Annotated in this window: 18 protein-coding genes; 8 read left to right on the forward strand and 10 right to left on the reverse strand. The window is 45.2% G+C overall.

Annotation, left to right across the window (positions count from 1 at the left end; genetic code table 11):
• Positions 1-14 precede the first annotated feature (14 nt).
• A complete protein-coding gene (locus ACTRWF_RS13345) occupies positions 15-206 on the reverse strand; it encodes a hypothetical protein (RefSeq protein WP_012519804.1) in 192 nt (63 codons plus the stop codon).
• A 335-nt stretch (positions 207-541) separates the two neighbouring features.
• Between ACTRWF_RS13345 and ACTRWF_RS13350 the strand changes: the two genes are divergently transcribed.
• A complete protein-coding gene (locus ACTRWF_RS13350) occupies positions 542-1,354 on the forward strand; it encodes a DUF2884 family protein (RefSeq protein WP_071952688.1) in 813 nt (270 codons plus the stop codon).
• A 229-nt stretch (positions 1,355-1,583) separates the two neighbouring features.
• Positions 1,584-2,396, forward strand: coding sequence for an NAD-dependent epimerase/dehydratase family protein (locus tag ACTRWF_RS13355; RefSeq protein WP_462835693.1), 813 nt, complete (start codon positions 1,584-1,586; stop codon positions 2,394-2,396).
• Between the two features lie 68 nt (positions 2,397-2,464).
• Here the strand turns inward: ACTRWF_RS13355 and ACTRWF_RS13360 are convergent, their stop codons facing one another.
• From ACTRWF_RS13360 to ACTRWF_RS13370, 3 genes are all read right to left on the reverse strand, one after another.
• Complete coding sequence (locus tag ACTRWF_RS13360; RefSeq protein WP_015068089.1) at positions 2,465-3,886, reverse strand: sodium-dependent transporter; 1,422 nt, start codon at positions 3,884-3,886, stop codon at positions 2,465-2,467.
• Positions 3,887-4,154: 268 nt separating this feature from the next.
• Positions 4,155-4,880, reverse strand: a complete 726-nt coding sequence (locus ACTRWF_RS13365) for an SDR family NAD(P)-dependent oxidoreductase (RefSeq protein WP_462835694.1) — start codon at positions 4,878-4,880, stop codon at positions 4,155-4,157.
• Positions 4,870-5,265, reverse strand: coding sequence for a DCC1-like thiol-disulfide oxidoreductase family protein (locus ACTRWF_RS13370; RefSeq protein WP_462835695.1), 396 nt, complete (start codon positions 5,263-5,265; stop codon positions 4,870-4,872). The genes ACTRWF_RS13365 and ACTRWF_RS13370 overlap by 11 nt, the downstream gene beginning before the upstream one ends.
• Positions 5,266-5,526: 261 nt before the next feature.
• Here ACTRWF_RS13370 and msrA point away from each other — a divergent pair, with 261 nt between their 5' ends.
• A complete protein-coding gene (gene msrA / locus ACTRWF_RS13375) occupies positions 5,527-6,072 on the forward strand; it encodes a peptide-methionine (S)-S-oxide reductase MsrA (RefSeq protein ID WP_462835696.1) in 546 nt (181 codons plus the stop codon).
• 97 nt (positions 6,073-6,169) lie between these two features.
• Here the strand turns inward: msrA and ACTRWF_RS13380 are convergent, their stop codons facing one another.
• Positions 6,170-7,291, reverse strand: a complete 1,122-nt coding sequence (locus ACTRWF_RS13380) for a hypothetical protein (RefSeq protein ID WP_462835697.1) — start codon at positions 7,289-7,291, stop codon at positions 6,170-6,172.
• Between the two features lie 254 nt (positions 7,292-7,545).
• Here ACTRWF_RS13380 and ACTRWF_RS13385 point away from each other — a divergent pair, with 254 nt between their 5' ends.
• The 5 genes from ACTRWF_RS13385 (at position 7,546) to ACTRWF_RS13405 (ending at position 12,931) form a co-directional block, all read left to right on the forward strand.
• Entirely contained in the window at positions 7,546-9,411 is a 1,866-nt protein-coding gene (locus ACTRWF_RS13385) for a metallophosphoesterase family protein (protein ID WP_043960158.1), read from the forward strand.
• A 17-nt stretch (positions 9,412-9,428) separates the two neighbouring features.
• The gene (fldB, locus tag ACTRWF_RS13390) at positions 9,429-9,965 is read left to right on the forward strand and encodes a flavodoxin FldB (protein ID WP_015068092.1); all 537 of its coding nucleotides are present in this window, start codon (positions 9,429-9,431) and stop codon (positions 9,963-9,965) included.
• A gap of 25 nt (positions 9,966-9,990) precedes the next feature.
• On the forward strand, positions 9,991-10,779 hold the full coding sequence (locus ACTRWF_RS13395; RefSeq protein ID WP_012519815.1) for a CLCA_X family protein: 789 nt from the start codon (positions 9,991-9,993) through the stop codon (positions 10,777-10,779).
• Positions 10,780-10,921: 142 nt separating this feature from the next.
• Positions 10,922-11,332, forward strand: a complete 411-nt coding sequence (locus ACTRWF_RS13400; RefSeq protein WP_015068094.1) for an ExbD/TolR family protein — start codon at positions 10,922-10,924, stop codon at positions 11,330-11,332.
• 183 nt (positions 11,333-11,515) lie between these two features.
• Positions 11,516-12,931, forward strand: coding sequence for a collagen-binding domain-containing protein (locus tag ACTRWF_RS13405; protein WP_462835698.1), 1,416 nt, complete (start codon positions 11,516-11,518; stop codon positions 12,929-12,931).
• 51 nt (positions 12,932-12,982) lie between these two features.
• Here the strand turns inward: ACTRWF_RS13405 and ACTRWF_RS13410 are convergent, their stop codons facing one another.
• The 5 genes from ACTRWF_RS13410 to ACTRWF_RS13430 are packed head-to-tail and all read right to left on the reverse strand — an operon-like array spanning position 12,983 to position 21,569.
• A complete protein-coding gene (locus ACTRWF_RS13410; protein ID WP_462835699.1) occupies positions 12,983-15,430 on the reverse strand; it encodes a cellulose synthase subunit BcsC-related outer membrane protein in 2,448 nt (815 codons plus the stop codon).
• Positions 15,427-16,500, reverse strand: a complete 1,074-nt coding sequence (locus tag ACTRWF_RS13415) for a glycosyl hydrolase family 8 (RefSeq protein ID WP_462835700.1) — start codon at positions 16,498-16,500, stop codon at positions 15,427-15,429. Before ACTRWF_RS13415 ends, ACTRWF_RS13410 begins: the two co-directional genes overlap by 4 nt.
• A gap of 20 nt (positions 16,501-16,520) precedes the next feature.
• Positions 16,521-18,797: a cellulose biosynthesis cyclic di-GMP-binding regulatory protein BcsB gene (locus ACTRWF_RS13420; protein ID WP_462835701.1), complete on the reverse strand. Its 2,277-nt coding sequence runs from the start codon at positions 18,795-18,797 to the stop codon at positions 16,521-16,523.
• Positions 18,797-21,019, reverse strand: a complete 2,223-nt coding sequence (bcsA, locus tag ACTRWF_RS13425) for a UDP-forming cellulose synthase catalytic subunit (protein ID WP_462835702.1) — start codon at positions 21,017-21,019, stop codon at positions 18,797-18,799. Before bcsA ends, ACTRWF_RS13420 begins: the two co-directional genes overlap by 1 nt.
• A complete protein-coding gene (locus ACTRWF_RS13430; RefSeq protein WP_023559898.1) occupies positions 20,997-21,569 on the reverse strand; it encodes a hypothetical protein in 573 nt (190 codons plus the stop codon). The genes bcsA and ACTRWF_RS13430 overlap by 23 nt, the downstream gene beginning before the upstream one ends.
• Positions 21,570-21,791: the final 222 nt, after the last annotated feature.

Raw genomic sequence — 21,791 nt, forward strand, 5'->3', positions numbered from 1 at the left:
ATAACGCTTTTTGCTTAAGCTAAGGCATAGGCCATCAGCATGCAAAGCACCAAACCTGTAACGCCAAAAAAACCGTACTCGATTTTTTCCTGCATACCTTCAGCACCTGCTTTAGCAGTCATAAAGCCCATAACGATGCTGCTTAGCCCTAGCGTAAAGGCAATTAGCGCAACACCAAACATAATTGCATTAATCCAATCAGCCATTGTGATAACCCCTTAAAATTATTGGCGGTATTATGCACCAATAATTAAGATTTGAACATGCTTGGATGGGTTTAAATATGCCGTAAAAGGCATAAATTGATCTTAGTCAAAATGGCTAATTTATTATTATATTCGCCAAAAAATGAAGCCGCCTATATTTCCCGCCCTTTCAAAAAAACATAACCCACTGAAAAATATAATCTTTAAATTATGGCAAGAGCATTGCTCTATTCTTTGCAAACAGGCTATCGCCGCCGCTTTTAGCAAGCCCTGGCTATACCGAACTACATTTTGCACGCGCACTACCGTGTTATTAGTGAAATAAGGAATGAACAATGTCTAACAAACTATTACTTTCAGTTGCCATCACCAGCGCTTTAATCAGTGGACAGGCACTTGCACACGATAAGAACTTTCAGACCAACAGCTGTGATATGGAGCTTGATGGTCACATTCAATACTATCAAGGCGACTTAACCGTAACCATGGATAATGGCTCGGTGATGAGCATAGACGCTCAACACAATATGACCGTTAACGGCGAAGCTGTGTCGCTTAATCGCGAGCAAAAAAAGTGGGTGGGTGAATACTACGACAATATAGATATGGCCATTCCAATGACACTGAACATTGCCAGTGAAGGTTTAGAGATTGCTAATGTCGCGGTAACTGAAGTATTCACAGAGCTCCTTGGCGGCGACCAAATGGGCGACGACTTTCGTGAACTCTTTGACTCGCTCGACGCTAAGCTCAACACCTCATTTTATGATGAAGCGGGTAATATCCGTGTCGATTCAACCAAGTTCGATGAGCCAGGTTGGTTTGACGAAAGCTGGGAACAAGAATTTGAAACCCAGATAGAGTCATTGATTAGCGAGTCGATAGGCAGAATTTTAATAGCCGTAGGTACTCAGATGCTATGGGAAGGCGGCGATATGTCTGAATTCGAAGAAAAAATGGAACGTTGGGGTGAAGACCTAGAATATCGTCTTGAGAGTCAAGCCGCCGCATTAGAAGAAAAAGGCGATGCTTTGTGTAAAGTGTTGAAACAGGCTGATTATGCTGAAGGAAAAATGCAAGCGTCAATTGCCGGGCTTGAAGAGCTGAACCTGTTAGATATCGATGGTCATGCAGAAATGAAGATGTAATAGCCCTTCGTATCAAAACCATTAACATCTATAAAGCCAATGATGGGTAACGCCCATAGTTGGCTTTTTTCGCAAGTCCGCCCCTGTCTTAGTGTATTAACCCCGTTTAAACCTTTGCGCTTTTAGTGCCGCTTTTTAAGGCAATCAGTAAAACGACTTGCGTATTGATAAAAGCAAGACTTTGCAAATTAATATAATCTACGGCTATTAAACAAAGGGTATTGAGACTATGACGCAAAATTTAGTAATTACGGGTTATGGATGGTTAGCCGGGTATGTTGGCGAAGCACTTAACGATGATTTCAATATTGTCGGCACAAGTAGAAGTCGGGACAAATGCCATGCGTTACAAGCGCAAGGTATCGAAGCACTTGAATATGCGCTAGGAGATAACACCAAGCCCCTTGAACGCTATTTACCTAATGCAACCTTATTACTCAATGTACCGCCCGGCCGACGAAGCACCAATTTAGACGCCTTTACAAAGCACATGCTGTCATTAATAGATAGCGCGATCAGGGCGGGCGTTGCGCATATTGTTTTTATCAGTACGACCTCGGTTTACGGTGATAATACTGATGAGACATTGACAGCGCAGGCCCCAACCAACCCTCAAACTGCGTCAGCAAAAGCGCATGTAGCAATAGAGCAATATTTACTGTCACTGCGAGAGCAAGTTAACGTAAGTATTGTGCGGTTAGCGGGCTTGGTTGGCCCAGACCGTCACCCGGCCCGTTCGTTAAGTGGACGTCAGCTAGAAGCGGGTAATAAAAGAATAAACCTGGTTCACGTTTTTGATATCGTTAAGGCGCTTGGCGAAATTGTTCGCTGTACCCCACTGAATGACACGATACATCTGTGTAGTTTGTCTCACCCCAAACGGGGGCTGTACTATGTTGAGGCTGCTAAAGCCATGGGTATTGAGCCGCCTGATTTTACAGGGACCGACGCTGAGCCTGGCGGGAAAGTAATTGACGCCCGCGAATGCTGGGCGCAGTTAGGTATTACGCCCGAGTTCGCTGACCCCTATCGCATGTTCTAAATCAATAAAAAACGGCAAGCCCGTTACCAAGCTTGCCGTTTTTGTTTAGATGTAATGTGTGAAGCGGTTTACCCGAAAAGGTTAAACCCAAAATATTTCACTGCGACTGTGTTTATAAAAATAACAAGCAGAATTAACGGTATAAAGGTTTTAAGCGACACATCTACATACTTTTCAAACCAGCTACCCTTGTATCCGCTGCTACCTTCTTCCAAAGACGCGTTGAAGTTAGCGCTCTTCCAACGGTAAATAACAAACAAGCAAATAAGTAAGCCGTTGAGCGGTAAAATAGTGTCGTAGAACACGTCGTAAATCACATCAAACAAAGACTTATCTGCCCCTGCGTAGTGCATAAACGAAGTCAACATATCCACTTTACCGAACGATAATGCGCTCAAAATGGCTAACACAATCATAATGCTGCCTAAAGAGCCTAGCGCCCATTTGCGACTTACGCCTTTCTCGTCCATCAATGCCGCAACCGGTACTTCAAAAATAGATACCAGTGAAGTAATTGCTGCGAAGAACACAAGCAAGAAGAACAAGCTCGCTACAATCGACGCACCGAGATACCCGATTGAATCTTGTAACGCGAGAAAGATACTCGGTAGGTATGTAAAGATCATGCCAACCGAAGACTCACTTAGATCATCAGGGTTAATATCTGGGTTAAAAGAGAAGATAGCCGGAAGAATCATTAACCCCGCAGTAAATGCAACCGCTGTATCGGTTAAGGCAACCAATTTGGCCGAGTTAGGCACATCCGCTCGTTTATCAATATAGCTTCCGTAAGTGATCAGAATACCCATACCTAACGACAGCGAAAAGAAGGCTTGCGACAAGGCGCCGTTGACAACTTCAGCCGTGATTTTTGAAAACTCAGGCACGATATAGAACTTAACCCCAGCCATGGCATTTTCTCGGGTCAGTACAAACACTACCAAGCCAATGAGCATAACAAAGAGTGCTGGCATAAGCAGCTTTGCCGCTTTTTCGATGCCTTCTTTTACCCCGCCTTGAAGTATGAGGTACACCACCCCAACCACAACTGCCATATAGGCGAAGATTGCCTCTGAGTTAATAAACAGCCCAAAGGTTTCGGGGTTAGCGAGTTTATCTAAGTTTCCGCTTACCGCTTCAAACAAATAGCCAAAAAGCCACACGGTGATAACCATGTAGAAAACGGCAATCATGAAAGGTGTAGCAATGGCTAACCAACCTGCGACCTTCCATTTTTTTTCGTTACCGCTGATATCGCTGTACGCGCCTAATGGGTCTTTTTTAGCATGGCGTCCTACTGACATTTCCGCCAGCATAACCGGCAAACATATCGCAAAAACGAAAATGGCGTACATTAACAAAAATGCGCCGCCGCCGTTTTTAGCTGCACCGACAGGGAAACCAACCAAATTACCAATGCCTACTGCAGAACCGGCAGCAGCCAAAATAAAACCTATGCGCGATCCGAACTGTTCTCTGGCCCCGCTCATATCCCTTCCTCTCGTTGAGTTATTGTTATAGCAGTTCGCAATAAAAACCCGACACCTGTTGTATGTCGAAGGTTAATGCCATGCGAACTGGTATTATTTTATTATCAGGATGGCGTTCTGTTATTATGACTCACGTGTGGCGTCAACGCGTTGTATTGCAACCTTTATGGGCTTATCAATACGCTGCACCAATCCCAAAAATAGCATGGTAACAGCAGTGAAATAAAAAGTCTTGATGTTGAACTTGTTGAAATGATGAAAGACCGTATCACCAAGTTACCACTTCACCGTTCCAGTCGATAAAATGGCAAACTTGCTCTCTATCTAGTTGAGAAAGGTGCGTAATAAGCTGTTTCGCCGTAAACTCAGGGGTAAATAGTTTCTTAGCAGCGACATTCTTTTGAAAAGGCTTTGAAAGCCCGGTATCAACGGTGCCCGGGTGATAGCAAACCAGTATTGTATTTTTTACTCTACGCTTGTATTCAACCGATGCGGTTTTAACAAACATGTTAAGTGCGGCTTTCGACGCGCGATAGCCATACCAGCCACCCAAGCCATTATCAGAAATACTGCCCACACGTGCACTTAGACATACAAGGGTCGAGCCTTCTTTGCTCACAATATTAACAAGGTGTTTTAGCCACAGCGCAGGCGTAATGCTGTTAGTACCAAAATACGCCGACAGTGCCGCTTCGTTTATATCCTCTAAACGCTTTTCAGGGTGAATGGCGTTTTCCTCGTTATGCAAAAAACCCGTGGTTATCACCACAGCGCTTATCACTACCCCCTGCTGCGCTAACTGCTGTACAAACTCACCTATGTGTTTATCGTCCTGCGTTGAGATTTGATAATATGTGACACTTTCTGTTTGCTCAAAGTCTGAAGCCGGCGCACGGCTTACCGCGATAACGTCATTGCCCATTGAGCGGTATTGGTCAACTAGCGCAGCCCCAATTCCCCCAGAAGCCCCAACAACTAACACCTTATTTTTCATTGGGCTCTCCTGGTATACAGCGGTCGCACTGGCGTTTTTTGCCCGTCAGCAAATAAGAAATGGTGTATCTATGCTTCGCGAAAAGGTTATAAACGGCATCGGCCACGTGGCGAATTAGCGGCCAACGTAGGGGTGCGTAAAGCCAGCCTACACCAACCGCTTTCCACGCCTCATGGGTCACATCGAGACCGGTTATCAAGGTACCATCATCACGAAGTCCATGTATTCTGGCATTAAGCGCGTGCCAGTCTAGCGCGGGATAGCGAATAGAAAAATCAGGCGACTGAATATCAACCAGCGTTAGCTTGTTGTGTTTATCTCGTTTTTCTAGGTGTCGCATCTCTGCGATACATAAGGGGCAATAGCCGTCATAGAAAATAATCACTTTTTACTACCTCTGCTACATAGAACGCATCGACGTTGGCTGTTTTGCCCGAAAAGGCAAAATCGATACCTTTCACTGAAAACGTAATCTATCGTAAAACTCATCACGCGTATTTAAAGCGTTAAGCTTAAAACCTTTCGCGATGACACCACATTATTCTTATTTAATATTCGTTTATACGATAAAAAAACACGCTTGGATGACTTGTGTTGAAGGCGGGGCGCACCCACACTACAACCATAGATTATGAGAGGTTTTATTATGGCAAATTTACAAGTCGCGACTTTGGCGGGCGGATGCTTTTGGTGTATCGAATCAGCGTATAACACCGTTGAGGGTGTAGAAAAAGCTATTTCTGGCTATGCTGGGGGCGAAAAAGCCGATCCAACTTATGAAGAAGTATGCACCGGCACTACCGGCCACGCCGAGGTAGTACAGGTAACCTTCGATGCAGATAGCATTAGCTATCGCGAAATATTGGAAATTTTCTTTGCGTTGCACAACCCTACACAGCTTAACCGACAGGGTAACGACGTAGGCCCACAATATCGCAGTGCGGTATTCTATCACAACGCCGAGCAAAAGGCCGAAGCTGAGAAAATCATCGCAGAAATTACTGAAGAAGAAATCTGGCCTGACCCAGTAGTTACGGAAATCGTAGAGATAAACAATTACTACGATGCCGAAGACTATCATCAGGATTACTTCAAAAATAACCCGCAAAACCAGTACTGTTCAATGGTGGTTGCGCCGAAACTGGCGAAGTTTAAGAAAACCTTTGCTTCTCGTCTGCGCAGTGACGCGTAACGAGAATCAGCGCGAATAACGCTGGTCCCGTTTTAATAAAAAAAGGTTGCTTTATTGGTGCTAGCAACCTTTTTTATGTGTCAGCGCTAACACTGATTTATTTAAACCACGTGTCGTTTATCTTAAGTGGAAATAATAGAGGCGCTAAATCTTCATATCGGCTTAAGTGAGCATCACACGTCGCGTTTTTTAAGTAGTTCTTTTCCCAAGGATCGTTAATGATCCACAGGGTATCTTTAATGACCACCACCCCTTCCATTGATGCATTATCCATAGTGTACTGCTCGCAATTCTCGTCGCCGGCAACATCAAAGGTAATAGGTATGCGTTTGGTTGGCTTTTTACCGCTGACATCAATTACCCAAAGTTCATTGTCATTTCTTGCAGCCCCCAGCAAATACGACGCGCCTGTTGTGTGCGTGTAGAAGGTTAATCCGTTGATAGGATGATTACCAGATGTAAACCGGGGTAGCTGCAAACTAGGTTCACTTACCGCTGCAAAGTCACTGGATTCAAAAAGACCGTCATCAACATTCAGCGAGAAAATCCTTGGCTGGCGGGCCTTGTCCTTCTCTAACCCTAAATACAAGGTACCGTCGTCGGCCATGGCAAGACCTTCAATACCGTCGTTAGGAAAATTACCCACTTCAAGTGCTAGAGGAAATTGGAGTGGACGCACATTTGACATTTCTACTGTGCCATTATCTTTGCGGGTAAGCTTGACCAGCAAGGTGGGATAGTCTGTTGAACCGGTATCCTCGTACTTGGTTTCACACCGTGGACTTAATGCTCCGGTGCGTGTGGCATCTTCGGTTACCGTATAAATCACATCGGTATTTCTGGGGTCTACGGCTAATGCTTCCAAATCAGGCTGCTCACTAAGATAGCTGAAAAAGCAGCTTCTACGCACACTTCTGGCAAACGAAAAACGCTCGCTCGATACGCTAAGTGTGGCGGTTTCTGGCGCAATAGTGTGTAGCTTTAATTGTTGCGTAGCGTCTGCGCTTGCATCGGCAATAGTGACAAGTTCACCATCAATTTCTACTAATCCCGATGTTTGGGGATCAAACATTACCCTACCATTTTGATCTAAAATCCAGCTTCCCACGGTAACTTCTGTTAAGTCTTGGGGCTCTGGCGTAATAATCACGTCTTGGGGCTCGCTGCAGGCGCTCAGCAGCAATGCTGTTACCACAGCACTCGTTAAGTGTTTAAGCATGTTGTGAAGTCCTGTCTCTATTTAACCGACTGTGGGCAAAATAAAAATTTGTAAGGGAGTATATCGAGCATACCGTTTATGCACAAAAAAGGGTAAGGTTATGACGATATTTTACAGTACTCATAACAACATGCGTAAAAGGTAATGCGCAAAGACCCACTGCGTTATTTGTGGCTTACGCGTTGTATGCACCGTGCTTGTTGATTGCAGCTATATCGATAACATTGAAGGAGAACGTCATTTCTACGCAGCACTTGCCCCTCGTCATAGCAGGGCCCATCGTGAGAAAAGTTACATCTAACCTTTGTTATATATGGGTAGTAACCAGTTCGGCTGATGCGCCTTCATTAACCTTGTCACATGATGAAGCGCCGATTGACGGCGACCGTCAAAGCGAGACCATTTGCGTAGGCACGCACGCGTTCATCCATTTACTTTCATTTTCAGCCTCCAAACCATTTGACGATAGCGCTCGGGTATCTTACCAACTTCACTTCGATAACAAGGAACACCAGGCCAGGTGGCACAAAGAGCAGCAAGCGCTTCTGTACACAGGGCAATCGACGTTAAGTTTTCACTTTACCGAAACGCCAAAGACTATCTTACACGGCTCGTGTCGCAAGCCGCATTTTCACAGTGACGATGCGTTAGCGCAGGTAGACACGCTTCATGAACATGCCTTTGGACAAAAAAGTAGCTTCCCTGATCTGTTGCTGATGACAGGGGATCAGATATACGCCGATGATGTTGCAGGCCCTATGCTTAAAGCCATACATAGCGTGATCGCTCGTTTAGGCCTGTTTCATGAGACACTGGAGGGCGCAGTGGTAAGTAATACGCAAGAACTTGCTACACACCCTCACGGCTATTATGAACGCGAGCAACTGCTGCCGCAGATTTCGACAAACACGGTATTGTCATCTCTTTTCTTTGGTGCGAAAAAGAAGCCCGTGTTCACATCGGTAAACGCGCAAAACCACCTGATAGGCAGCGCAGAAATCATTGCCATGTACTTATTGGTGTGGTCCGACACACTGTGGGCCGAAATAACGATTGATAAAGACGGTATTCCCGACAAATACAGCGCAACTTTTGATAAAGAAAATGAAGCACTTAAAGGCTTTGTAAAGCAACTGCCGCAGGTGCGACGCGCGCTTGCCCACATTCCAACCTACATGATCTTTGACGATCACGACGTAACCGATGACTGGAATTTAACCCGCGGCTGGGAACAAGAGGTTTACGGCAACCCATTGTCTAAACGCATGATAGGCAACGCGCTTATTGGCTACCTACTCTGTCAAGGCTGGGGAAACGCTCCTAAAAAAGTGACGGCGCTAATAGAAAAAGTAAAACAGTCTACAGGTGAGCAAGGTATAGCTCAGCATGATGAGATCATTGACGACCTACTCGATTTTGACCAGTGGCACTATCGCCTTGATACAACACCGCCTATAGAAGTTTTAGATACGCGAACCCAGCGATGGCGCTCAGAATCTGACATGAATAAACCTTCCGGCTTAATGGATTGGGAAGCGCTGTGCGACTTTCAACACTCCATTATTGGAAAAGAGTCGGTTATTGTTGTTTCTGCCGCTCCGATTTACGGCGTAAAAGTTATCGAGGCCATTCAAAAAGTGTTTACCTTTTTTGGTAAAGCCCTCACCGTGGATGCTGAGAACTGGATGGCCCATAAAGGTACGGCAAACGTAATGCTCAACATTTTTAGGCATTACAAAACGCCACCTGAGTTCATCATATTATCTGGCGACGTACACTATTCTTTCGTGTACGACGTACGGCTGCGTTTTCGTCGCAACAGCCCTCATATCACGCAATTCACCTGTAGCGGTTTAAAAAACGCCTTCCCCGATGGATTGATCAAATGGCTAGATAGACTAAACCGCATTCTTTATCGCTCTAAATCGCCATTGAACCTTTTTACTCGTCGAAGAAATATGTCGGTAAAAGCAAGAGAGCCAAGTATGGGGTATGGCGAATTATTCAACGGATGTGCAATAGGTGTATTAAAAATTTCACATAAAAACACCGATGTGCAGTGCAAGGCTTTGTTGAGCAACGGTAAAGAGGTAGAATTCCCCACTTCAAAAAACGATTAGTTGAAAAGAGGTATCTAATGAGTGATAGCGCACTGTCAATCGGGTTATTTTACGGCTCTACAACCTGCTATACCGAAATGGCGGCAGAAAAGATTCAAGCGCAGCTCAATAGCCTTTTTGACGAAGACATCGTTGATTTGCACAATATTAAAGATGTCAGTTTAACGCGCACCGCAGAATACGACATTATTATATTTGGCATTTCAACGTGGGATTTCGGTGAACTTCAGGAAGATTGGGAGTCACACTGGGAAGAGGTTCACGGCTTAGACCTGTCTGGCAAAACCATTGCGTTATTTGGCCTTGGCGATCAGCTTGGGTATGGAGAATGGTTTCAAGATGCACTAGGTATGCTTCACGATGCAATTGTACCCTCAGGCAGCAATATCGTGGGCTATTGGCCAAATGAAGGCTATGAATTCACGGCCTCAAAAGCGCTAACTGAAGACAAAACCCAGTTCGTTGGCTTATCACTAGATGATGAAAATCAATACGACAAAACCGATGCGCGTATTGAAGCATGGTGTGAGAAATTACTGGTCTCTATGGCCTAACTCCTGTTAAAAACGGACACAAACGTTGGACAATAAAGGCCGCCTACATCAGCAGTTTTATCGCAATAGCCCAAGTCATAGGGATGGCGCAGACGTTTCCTTTCAAGACATTCGCAAACTGTTCAATTTTGCCACCATCACGGTTGGCCGATGGGTAACCGCTGAAGAACAGCAGATCGCAGCGAATCTTTTTTTTGATGCCCTTTACGATCTAGTTGCGATCTTAAATATAAATGAACAGGTGCTCTCGCTAAACGGATCCCTTTCTCTTGCGTTTGGCAGTGGCGGCCAAAAACACAGCAGCGCGCATTACAATAGCGCAAAGCGACAGCTTGCCTTGGCGAAAAACGCGGGTGCCGGTGCGTTGGCTCATGAGTGGTTTCACGCGTTCGACCACTACATTGCGCCTCGTATGTTTGAAGGCATAGCTGCAGGCAGTTTTGCAACACAGGCGTGGCTAGACAATGCGCCTATGAACCCTCACCCATTGAATCAAAAATTGAGCGATTGCTTCTCACTTTTGTTTTTAAATGATCAAAAAAGGCCAAATGAGTACTTTGTACGATCCGTAGAAGCTGATCGCGCGCTAAAAATGTATTATTATGCTATGCCTCAGGAGATGGCTGCCCGAGCATTTGAAGCCTGTATTCAAGATCACGAGATCAAAAATGCGTTTTTGGTGCAAGGTACAAAAAAATCAACGGAAGCTAGACTTGGCATTTATCCTCATGGTAACTTGCGTACATCACTCAACCAGGCATTGATGTTGTATTTTTACCAATTAGGTGTCGCTATTTCACGCAAACAAACCTAGTTTGTTGTTTTATTACCGTGAAACTGAGTATTTTTTCAACAACAAGTGTTAATGAGCACACTGTTTTTATACAAAAGTCTGTATATTTTTGTAACAAGCAGTATACTAAATGGCTCGAACGTAACAGAAGAAAGAAGACGAGATGAAAAGAAAAAAGCATACCTCGGCTGAAGACGAGGCTCAGATTGATATGACCCCCATGTTGGACATCGTGTTCATCATGTTGATTTTCTTCATCGTAACGACCTCGTTCGTGAAAGAGAAAGGTTTAGACGTAAACCGCCCAGAAGACAATCAAGCTAAAAACGATAAGCCTTCAAAAGCGCTTTCTATTCGTATTGATGCTGATGGCTCAATCATGATGGGTGGCCGTGAAGTTGATATTCGTCGTGTGGTTGCAAACACGCAAACATACCTAGCGGAAAACAACACGGATTCAGCTGCTATCCAGGCTCACGAAGATAGCGAGCACGGTACTGTGGTAGAGGTTATGAACCAAGTTAAAATCGCAGGTATCGAAAAAGTATCTGTTTTGGTTAAGAAGAGCAGCTAAAGCTCGGTCTTAATCAAGCGAAAATTAAGAAAAGCCACCTTCGGGTGGCTTTTTTCGTATAGGACCTTATACCAAAGTATCTCTTGTGCTATCGCATGAATTTTGTTCAGATCGTACCATTCGGTGTGTCTGGAAAACCCATGTTGAAACTCGGTTCCAGACTCGGATGTCACTGGAGCCATTATGCACAAAAAAATACTTTATACTGCTGTAGTTGCAGCGGTTATGTCAGCGCCCCAGGTGTCTGCAGCAACAATAGAACTAAGCGAAGCGTTCAACTATAACGCCTTTATCTTCGAAAACTTTGAAGGCGAACGCTCTGACGTTGAAGGCCGTCTGGCCGTTGGCGGCGAAATGAACGTAACCGATTTTAATGTCGGTTTGCTGCTATCACCGAGTGTGTCCGAGTCTGCGTTGTCTGTAGGCGGCAATCTTCATTTCACTCGAGGTGACGTACACGGCGGTCCTACGACTGTATCTGGCATGGTGTTTGGCTCCGAACTTACTTTCGATAACGCCCTCAACGCTCAGCAAACCGTTAACCTTATTAACTCGACCGTCGAGTCTGGTGGTATTACCTCTCAAGGCGACGTAAAACTTGGTAACTCAAAAGTGGTTTCAGGTGATGTTCACGCTAACACGGTAAAACTTGGCGGGCCTAACAGCGTCTACGACAGTGTGAGCAATACCAGTGAATATGGTTCACAAGTTGCCAATGGCAATGTATTCGCGGAATCTAACGTTGAGCTAGATAGTAGTGAAGTTAACGGCGTAGTAACACTCAACGACGTTAATAATTTTACCGCTCTCAACGGGTCAAGTGCAGCGGCCGTTGAGCAAGACACTGTCAGCAAGGCTGTTGTTGAAAACGTTGATTTCAATGCTATTGCTTCTGAAGTTACGGCGCAATCTCAAGCGTTTGCATCAATGACGTCGAATGGCACCACAACGTTGACATGTACAGAAGCCAACGATCCTAACACAGCGGTAGTGTGTTCCGACCCGAACACAGCCAAAGTGAATACCATCACCTTCTCTGGCTCTGATGATATTAATATCTATGACGTTGACTCAAGTTGGTTTAGTGCGGCCAACAAAGGTATCGTTTACGATTTCTCTACCACCAGCTATAACATTATTAATGTATATGGTGAGTCGGTCGAGTTGTTTAATACGGGCTTTTTCAATACTGCGTTCACGAAAGAAAACGAATACTTTAGAGAAAATGGCCAATACAGAGACAACGATAACAACAAAGGCCAGCGTCACGATGGGCTTTATACCAACAATATTCTGTTTAACTTCGTCGATGCTGATTTTCTTACGCTACACAGCGTAGGTGTTAAGGGTAGCGTACTGGCCCCTTACGCAGAACTAAGCTTTTATAATGGCCACGTAGACGGCAATGTGATTGCTAATAGTTTAGTTACACCACTAGTAGAATTAATAAACGATGAAGGTGAAACTTACATGGCGCCAACAGGCCAAATAAATAACTACCAGTTTGGTGCTATCAACGTTAGCGAACCGGCCTCCATTGCCCTGTTATTTGGAGCGAGTTTCCTTATGTTAGCCAGACGTAGAAAGAACCAGGCGTAAAAAGGTTAGCTAGACATTGAAATGATGTCGTTAACCGCAGGCATAGCGGCTTTACAGTGCAAAGCCGCTAAGTCTGGGCGAAGACAGTAACAGTTCATCACTTGTCACGCCTGTGCCTTGCCCTTCTCGCCACCTTATTTGAATACCGGCTTCAAACGCCTGATACTCAACTGCGAAGGCCTTACCGATGTAGCCCGCCACAATCCAGTTGTTATTAAAGCGATACTGCCCTTCAGCCATCAGGTTTCCGCTCAAGCCTGTATCAGAGCTTTCGCCAAGCGTTTTGTTATTATCTTCGGATGAAGCAGCGCCACCAATAGGAAAGCGAAGATCGTCGTCTTGTTCAACACGGGAGAGTGCAAGAGAGCTGCGCAGCTTCACTTGCCAGTTTAAGGCTTCAAGGGTTAGCAACTCTGAATAGCCACCAATACTTACAAACTGGCTTGGGCTAAAGTAACCACCGTTGCCTATGGTAAACCCGCTTAAGTTTTTATCGTAACTCGTGTAGCTTAAAAACGGCCCTACACGCCAATAATCAAGCTGGGATGACACCACACTAGCAATATCATAGCTAACATCACCACGAAGCGATAGCGCGCTATTATCGGCAACCCGCTCGCCTTCTAAGCGGCTTATTTGCGCGGTACCGGCAACTGACATGTTATCAGCTATTGAATGCGCCACTAACCCTCTTACACCGCTTTCAATCACAAAGCCCCAAGGCTTCTGGTGGTCTGCATTGAAAGTACCGGTTTGGCTTAACAAGCTGTCTTCTTTCGCTTTTCTAAACAAGGTTGCCGCAACCGTCGTACTGGTAAGAAACTTGGTTGCAGATAGCTGGCCTGTTACTTTGGCGTCAACAGGTTGGTCGAACATGGCGTATTCGAGATTGGCATAAAAGTTAAAGCTAGGCGACTGATAATGCACCTCGCCGCGAAGCCCTATGTCCTCAAAACCACTAATGCCTGTAAAAGTATTACTTAACTGCCTATCGCCAAACCAATCTCCGCTTTGTGGACTGCCGCTGTAGAACTGCTTATAGTCTAGGGACACCTGCCATAGCCAATTGTCATAACCGCTGCCAATACCTACATAATGTGAAAAGACGTCGAAATTACCAAGCCCTTCGTCCCCGCTGCGGCTACGCGTAGTCACGCCATACAGCGCGCTAATCCCCTCTTTGTACTGCGCCGCAGTTACCCGTTCATCGTTGCTGTTATAAGCAAGTAAAAATTGCTTTCGCGGCCACGCGCTGCGTGTAACCCGCTGCTGCTGTATTGCTTTTACCGCAGTAAACTTTAGCGCTAACCGGTTAAGCTCAGACTCGTTATATTGATTTAGGGTCACCAGTTCATTAGCAATAACGGTATCATCTGGCGATACAACAAGCACATTTTCAAAAGCGTTGGTGGCTTTGCCAGTGTCCTGAAGCGCTTTTGCCGCCCACCCTATTAGCGCTTGCTCATCAACATTGAGAGGCCGCAAACGGGAGAGCTTTTCACCCGCCTCAATACTTTGCTTATAGCGCCTTAGGTCATAAAACTTTGCCTGACGGCTGGCAAGCGCATCCGCGCATCGCCTAATAAAAGCTTCTTTGCTTAATTGACAGGCCAGCTCAAATGCTTTGTCTTGCGCCTCTTCACTTCTTTGCGCAGTAAGGGCTAAATAACGACCTTCATTGTCGTTAACTAAGCGAAACAAAGCGTCAGCAAATTTGAAATCTTTCTTGTCGTACTGCTGCCAAGCTGCGCCCTGTAACACTTCTTTCGCGTAGCCGCTGTTATCAGCATTAAGGTACTGTTCTAGCGCCTCAACATCTCGCAGCGCAAGTGATTGCTGCAGCTTCACACCAGTCACACTGTTTAGCCCTTGCTGGGCAGACTGTTTATCGATATCGCGAACCGACGATTGCAACGCCAGTGCGAACTGCTGCTCAGCAGTCTTTAGCATTCCTTTATCTACAGCTGTCCAACCCATGAGCAGATAAAAGTCGGTACGCTTTAGCTGTTTGCTTAGCGCAGCCAAGGTTTCAATCTTTTGTTTTGATGTGTTAGCGCGCGCTTTAGGCGTTAGTTGGGCAAACTGCTCCAAAGGCAAAGACTTTGAGAGTGGCTTTTGCGGTTGAAATGCCTTATTTGTCTGTTCCTTTTGCAAAGCGTTACTTGCTGACTCAGAGGACGTCGCAATAGGTACTGCGGGAGCGGGTTTAAGCCTGCCGTTTATCCTGTCTAACTCTCTCTTTACTTCTTCAGGCACATCCCAAGTAGGATAACTGTTTTTTAAACGCCTATATTCGTCGTTCGCCTGTTTAATTTGCTTTTCGTTAATGTGATACCAAAGCCCCGTTAAGTCAGGCTGCGCATTGGGCGCGGGAAGTAAGCCTAAATCTTTTTCTTTATAGGTTGTTTTGGTTTGTCCGAAAGCCTGTTGTGGCAGGTAGGAGATACTTACCGCTCCTAATACCACAAATAAGATACGGGGGGTAAAGCGCGTTTTCACGATGCGTTATCCGACACCGCTAGCATAGAGAGCAGCGTTAAACTGGCCGAGTAATAGTCCATCTTGCGATTAACTGTTGGCCACACTGGTTCTTCAGATTTCATAAGGTACTTGACGGCTAACTTCACCGACTGCATGCCGGGTGTCATCTCATATTCAGCGGTTTGCTCGGTAAGTAGATTAACAGTGGCTGGAGTAGGCGTTTTAGCCCACCATTGATAATAGGGCGCAAAAAGTTCTTCGGCTAATGCCGCGTTGTCTCGGACCTGTACGGACCATGCCAACTGCAGCGGAATGCGAATAGCGTTAAAGCCAAACTCTGCAGATACCACGTTGGTTAGGGTGAGCTCACCGGATAAACCTGACTTTGCTGAACCACTATTGCGGGGTTCAAAACGCACCCAGTCGCTTGGCAGTTGATAGGATGAAAATTGCATGTTCGAAAGCAAAGTAAGCCCAGTTTGATGGAGCTTTTGCCATCGCGACGGTGTATTGGATAGGGCAGATAAATCTGTAAGCGCGGGAAAAACCCAGTATGACAGATTAAGCTGGAGGCTCTTTTGCCCCCCGCTTTGTGAGGTGAAGCCGTACTCACCAGGTAGTAACATCACGCTACCTTGATGTTCTACCAACAGCTTTTGCTCTACAGCCTGAACAATCTTGCCAGCTTCGTCTTGATATCCCTTTATTCCCCACTTTTTACTGGCCCGTAACAAGGCCCATGCAATTAAAATCTCGCCATCTGATGCATTATTCGGGTCGTCTATACACGACTCCGAATTATCGGCACAAGGTCGATACCGCCAGCTGAAAAGCCCATCGCTGCGCAAAAGCGTGCGCTGGGTCCAGTGCCATAGGGCATCGAAGGTATCTTTATCGTCGGCTGCTACAGCGAATAGCATGCCGTAACCTTGTCCTTCGCTGTGCGACACCTCATCGTTCCCCGTATCTACCACACGCCCGCCGTCGATAAATAGCGCTTTATACGCCATAAATTGCGATTTAAAAGCATTGTCTTCTTTTGTGGAGCACGACACTAACAATAGGGTTAGTGCTATCGCCAGCAGCATTTTTGTTGCCTTAAATCCGGTTACCATGAGTCTTGTACTTGTTTATTTCTGCGCTTAAGTAATAGGTAGATAATTAAGCTTACCACGAAGACAGTAACGACAAACCCAATCAACCAATACCAAGGGTTGTTAGAAAGCCAAAGCCTTAAATGCAGCCAGTTATCGTCAGCTTCACCTACTTCGTATTTGTCATTTACTTGCATAACAAGTGATGGTGATAGTGCATCTTTCCACGCAAAGAAATCGCCTGCCATATGGCCCCACATTGAAAGACTAACAAGCTCAGTCACTCTTGTTTGTAACAGCTCAGGGGTTTGCGCAGCAACAATGAATAAGGTGTCGGTTTGCGATGAGGTTGGGTGCGCTTGCGCGGTCAAAATCGCCTGCTCACCTAAATCATTTTTTTGTACAGTCTGACCATTGGTTCGCATTTCTTTAAAAGACTCATCGCCGGTTACGGTGCGAATATGGTTATACAAATTATTCTGCAGTCGATAAGACCAGCGTTTCGTGGCCTCTATGGCAGTACTAAATTCAGACTGTTCTAGTTGCGAAAGGGTTTCTGGCGTGCCCAAAACGATTATCGAGCCCTCTTTCGTTACCTCACTACCCATTGCTATTTGAACATTTAGCAAAGGTACTTGTGCGACCTGCGCTAACTTTGCGGAAAGGGTAAGGGCTGTATCTAAATACTGCTCTGAAGGAATGGCAATCGTTGAAGCAGGGGCAGTTTTAAAACGGGCAAACGGGTACGCAGTTTCAGCGAATAATGCTAAGTTCGGCTGTACAGCTACATTACCTGCATTGGGTAATTCTATAGATGAAGAATCAACAAGCTGGAATACTAGGTGTTTTCCTGCAACATCATCACAAGGCACTCCGGCAAGCGGCGCGTTCAAAGCGACATCAAAATCAATATAGTTTACGCCGCCTTTAAAGAACCGCGCAGGCACTCGAAGCTGGTAGTCTCTGAAAGACTGGCCGTTCTCATTGTTTAGCGACAAGCCGTGAACCAATTCGTCGTTTACACTTACATTCATCACCGAGCCAGGTCCAAAACCCGCGCCATAGCCAAAATTGAGCAGTAAATTGACGCTCGCATTTTCCGGTACATAGAAATCAGCAGGCAGCCTGAACGACACCCGCTTATTAAAACTTCCCTCCCCTCTAAACTGTGACGTAGATGCGCCAAGTTGTTGGAAAAAATAACGATTATCGGGGGTAAGTACTCGATTGCGTTGAAGCGTGTCTGCGTCCATTTGAGTTTGAGAAAGCACGGTTACCTGGGAAATTGGATTAATAGCATCATCCATTATCGCCAGCGCTTTTGCTGCTTCTAGTACTTCACTTTGGGTAGTACCACTCACAATAAGTCGGTAACTTGCAGGCACTATCACTTTATTGTCCGTAATAAATGCTGGAGTGCGTTGGGCTTTAAGAAACGCACCGTCAATTTGGTTAATTACTTCATCAGATAATACCGGCGATAGCGCTTCTACAGTGCCTACCAATACGTGAACCGGTTGTTTGGGTTTTGCCGTTAAATACCAAGCCGAACGTTCATAACGGGCTATGTTTTGTTCGTTCCACTCGCTATTTTCAGTTTCATCTAACTGAGGTAACACATATCCGTCATCAAAAGTGTCGCTCTCTATGATAAGTGGCTGATACTGGTTTCTAAGCGCCAAGGCTTGCGCCACAATAGGGAGCGCTTGCTGTTTTAGCTCACTGTCAGCCTCGCGTGCGGTATAGAGTTGCACGCCTCTCTGTCCGCCAATACCGGGGTTAAAAAAGCCGCTTAGTTCATCTAGCATAAAGCGTGTTTCAGCAGTTGAAGCGTCAATTTTCAATGTGGAGGTATAGGCATTTATTTCACTCCACAACTCAGGCGCACTACCATCTACACATTGCTCAGCATAATGCTGACTTACCGCCAGTGTTAGGGTATTGAAACCCGCGCGCCACAGCGTATTAGGAATTTCTATCTCTGACACTAGCGATGGTCTATCCGGATCAAATGCTACCTGTCCTATCGTCGCATTATTAAACCTGACATAAAGTTGAGAGCGTTTTTTTATCAGTGCTTGAGAGCTCATCACCTCTAATCTTAACTGCGCGCTGTTAATGTTGGTAACTGAACTTAATGGGATCGAGATGTCCAGCGAAGCAGATTTTCCCTCAAGGCGTACGGTACCGTCACCACCAAAAAAATCCGTCAACCGATATGTCTCGGTTTGCGCCGCTAGGGTTAACGACATGCACAAACACAAGGTGAAAATAAGGTATTTTTTTATCATTAACTATCCTTTGCCGCTTTAGGTAGTAACCCTAATTGGCTAGCGAATTTCCCCATTAATACAAGCATATGTAATAAAACAGGCTTTAGCCCAACTTTTAATACGTGTTTAGCGCCAAACCAGTAAGAAATAGGTCTGGTTCTGCGTCGCTGAAAAGCTAACCAGCGCAAACTGTCACAAAGCGCAAACGCGATAGCCTCACTTTTTTGTTCTTCAGTTTCTGGTGTAAAGCGCACCCGAAGTACTTTTGATTTACTGTCGTAGTGAAGTACAACAATAGCGATGTGTACGTTTTTATTAAGTGCATGGCTCCATGACGTTAGCGTTGCCCTTTCTGGCACGAACGCTCCCTCACCTTTTAGTTTTAGCCTTGCACCGCCTAACGAAAGGTCAACTAAGTCACCCACCCAAGCTTCATCACTATTTGTCTTAATCACCACGCTATTGGTGGCGGGCAGGCGAGCCTGACTTCTTACCTGTTTACGCTCTAAAAGTACACTTAGCACTGACAGAAGTATTAGTAAATTAAAGACATTCCAGAGCAACACCACTAATGTGAGCTCTCGGGTTAACGGCTCGGTGATAAACTTATACACACCGCTTCCCAATGCAAAAGTAATGACAAGTATTGCCCAGTAAAAGACGTTAGAAAGGGGCGACACGAAGGTTCTTTCTAAGCTCTCCCCTTTTGGGGTTACAACGAAAGAGGGTGCACGTGGTTTTAAGAAGACTTTTACTAGCGCGTTTAGCGTAAACGCACATTGCAATATTTCGTAGAGCTCAGACACTAGCGGCCATCGTGTTCGCCCAAAAAGCATGGTAGATATCATGTAGGTAGCGATGACGTGTGGCAGTGTATAGGCAAAGATTTCAAGTATGGAGGCATGGTACACCTGTAGACCAAACACAAGGTACGCCAAAGGCATAAATAAAAAGATGATACGAGCAAAGGGGAATAACCAGAACATGATTGAGCTCATGTAGCCCACTCGCTGATACCATTTTAGCCCTTCTGCTTTAAAAGGCTTTTTCAGTAATAAAATTTGGGTCATACCCTGTGCCCAGCGCATGCGCTGCTGAATAAAAGCATCGAAGGTCTCGGGCGCAAGGCCGCTAACCATGGGTCTATCGACATAAACCGACTCGTAGCCCATTTTATGAAGGTCCAATGCGGTTTCGGCATCTTCGGTAATAGACTCACCTGATATACCGCCTACCAAATCTAAATGCTTACGGCGCATAAGTGCGGCTGAACCACAAAAAAACGAGCTGCCCCAATAATCTAAGCCTTTTTGGATAGTGCCATAAAACATATCATTTTCTGATGGCATACGGCTGAATGCTGAAAAATAGTTACGCTCTACAGGGTCGGGATTCGCCATAAAGTGCGGGGTTTGAACAAGAAATACTTTCTCGTTTTTAAGCATCCAAGGCACGGTTCTATCAAGGAAGTCCGATGTAGGTACGTGATCTGCGTCTAGGATCACTATTAGGTCGCCATGGGTGTTTTGTATTGCGCTATTAACGTTACCCGCTTTGGCAAACTCATTTTTTGCCCGAGTGTGATAGGTAATACCTAAGCGTTCACACAGTGCCTGTAAATCCTGTCTACGCTGCTTCGCTTGAGCGGCTGAAATCGGGTTGTCTGCATTGATTTTTTGATCCGTCCCTCCATCATCCAGCAAATGGATATGCAGTTTCTCTTTAGGATAATCCAGCATTTTTGCTGCGCGGATAGTGACTTCTAATATTTCTTCATCTTCGTTATAGCTAGGAATCATAACATCGACACTAGGCAACGTAGATTTATCCATTCCTTCCAAAGAAAGTAAAGGTCGGCTTAAAGGGAACGCATTGACAATAGCGCCTAACACAGAGGTGATGCCTGCATAGATTTCAGCGGCGAAAAGTAGCCACACTGCAATCATCGATAAAACATCGGAATAGGTCAGTGTGTAAAGGCCCCGCCACAGTAAATACCTAACACTAAGCGCGATTGCTAGAACAAGGGCAACAACGCGAAATAAGTGTTGATACTTTTGAGTGTGCCTCGCTTCTTTACTGCAAAGCGATACAAAAATAAGAACGACTATCGAAGAAAGGAGCTGGCCAAGCGCATCCATGGGCGCTAACAAAAGCGCCCCTAGAAAAAGAGACGCAACTAAGAGTACTACTATCAGCTTAGAGGTATAGTGATGTCTATAAGTTTGCGAATAATCCAAGTTTGCGATCCAATATGTGTATTTGCGTTACACTTGCATAGTTCGCCCTGTTTATTAACGTCATCTTACCGTCCACGATCTCAACTTCGTGGTTACTTTTATAAAACAAGCTAGAGATGTGATCTCTGCGTTTTCTGTTACTTTTTGAAACTAAGAACCATGCCGGATACGTTGCTACGCCAAAGGCTGCAACGGCGATCAAGCCATAAAAAGCGACCGGCGACATGGAAGGTGCCACGTACAGGGAAAATAAAAACATAGCCATACTTAGTACCGTAAATATACCAGTAATTTTACGTAAGCGTATAACTTTAATAAGATTATTTTCGGCGTCTAACAGTAACGTCAAACGCTTTTTCCAAAGCTTTTCCGTCTCCAGGTTAGTACGCGCTTCCACTAATCGAGGCTTGTTGCTCGCGGGTGTCGCTTGTCTGAAATGTTGTGCTCGTTCAAAAACATTTACCGCGACACCAGCGTTAATGGCGCTTTGAAATGACTGTTCAAGCAGTTCAGACTGACCAAATTGTTTTGCATTATCGACTAGTTTCACGGCGCACAACCCTCTCATTACTACACGACAAGTTTACTTCTGCACACCCGGAGGAAAAATTGCTGAAACCATACTTACTGATTGATAATGATACGCTTACATACGCAAAATAAAATTGAACTTTAGCTCATTAAACTTTGGTATAAACCTTATAGAATAAGGGATAGCGCATTTCCCACAGGTTTTTAAAGCTGAACTTTCCTGGCTAAATTTCGAACTTTT

It is taken from the genome of Alteromonas sp. G5_S2_22_S1, from assembly GCF_054968525.1.

Excerpts from the sequence above, each read along its gene's own strand:
- ACTRWF_RS13345 (WP_012519804.1), bottom strand. The coding sequence starts at position 206 with ATGGCTGATTGGATTAATGCAATTATGTTTGGTGTTGCGCTAATTGCC.
- ACTRWF_RS13350 (WP_071952688.1), top strand. The coding sequence starts at position 542 with ATGTCTAACAAACTATTACTTTCAGTTGCCATCACCAGCGCTTTAATC.
- ACTRWF_RS13355 (WP_462835693.1), top strand. The coding sequence starts at position 1,584 with ATGACGCAAAATTTAGTAATTACGGGTTATGGATGGTTAGCCGGGTAT.
- ACTRWF_RS13360 (WP_015068089.1), bottom strand. The coding sequence starts at position 3,886 with ATGAGCGGGGCCAGAGAACAGTTCGGATCGCGCATAGGTTTTATTTTG.
- ACTRWF_RS13365 (WP_462835694.1), bottom strand. The coding sequence starts at position 4,880 with ATGAAAAATAAGGTGTTAGTTGTTGGGGCTTCTGGGGGAATTGGGGCT.
- msrA (WP_462835696.1), top strand. The coding sequence starts at position 5,527 with ATGGCAAATTTACAAGTCGCGACTTTGGCGGGCGGATGCTTTTGGTGT.
- ACTRWF_RS13380 (WP_462835697.1), bottom strand. The coding sequence starts at position 7,291 with ATGCTTAAACACTTAACGAGTGCTGTGGTAACAGCATTGCTGCTGAGC.
- fldB (WP_015068092.1), top strand. The coding sequence starts at position 9,429 with ATGAGTGATAGCGCACTGTCAATCGGGTTATTTTACGGCTCTACAACC.
- ACTRWF_RS13400 (WP_015068094.1), top strand. The coding sequence starts at position 10,922 with ATGAAAAGAAAAAAGCATACCTCGGCTGAAGACGAGGCTCAGATTGAT.
- ACTRWF_RS13405 (WP_462835698.1), top strand. The coding sequence starts at position 11,516 with ATGCACAAAAAAATACTTTATACTGCTGTAGTTGCAGCGGTTATGTCA.
- ACTRWF_RS13415 (WP_462835700.1), bottom strand. The coding sequence starts at position 16,500 with ATGCTGCTGGCGATAGCACTAACCCTATTGTTAGTGTCGTGCTCCACA.
- ACTRWF_RS13420 (WP_462835701.1), bottom strand. The coding sequence starts at position 18,797 with ATGATAAAAAAATACCTTATTTTCACCTTGTGTTTGTGCATGTCGTTA.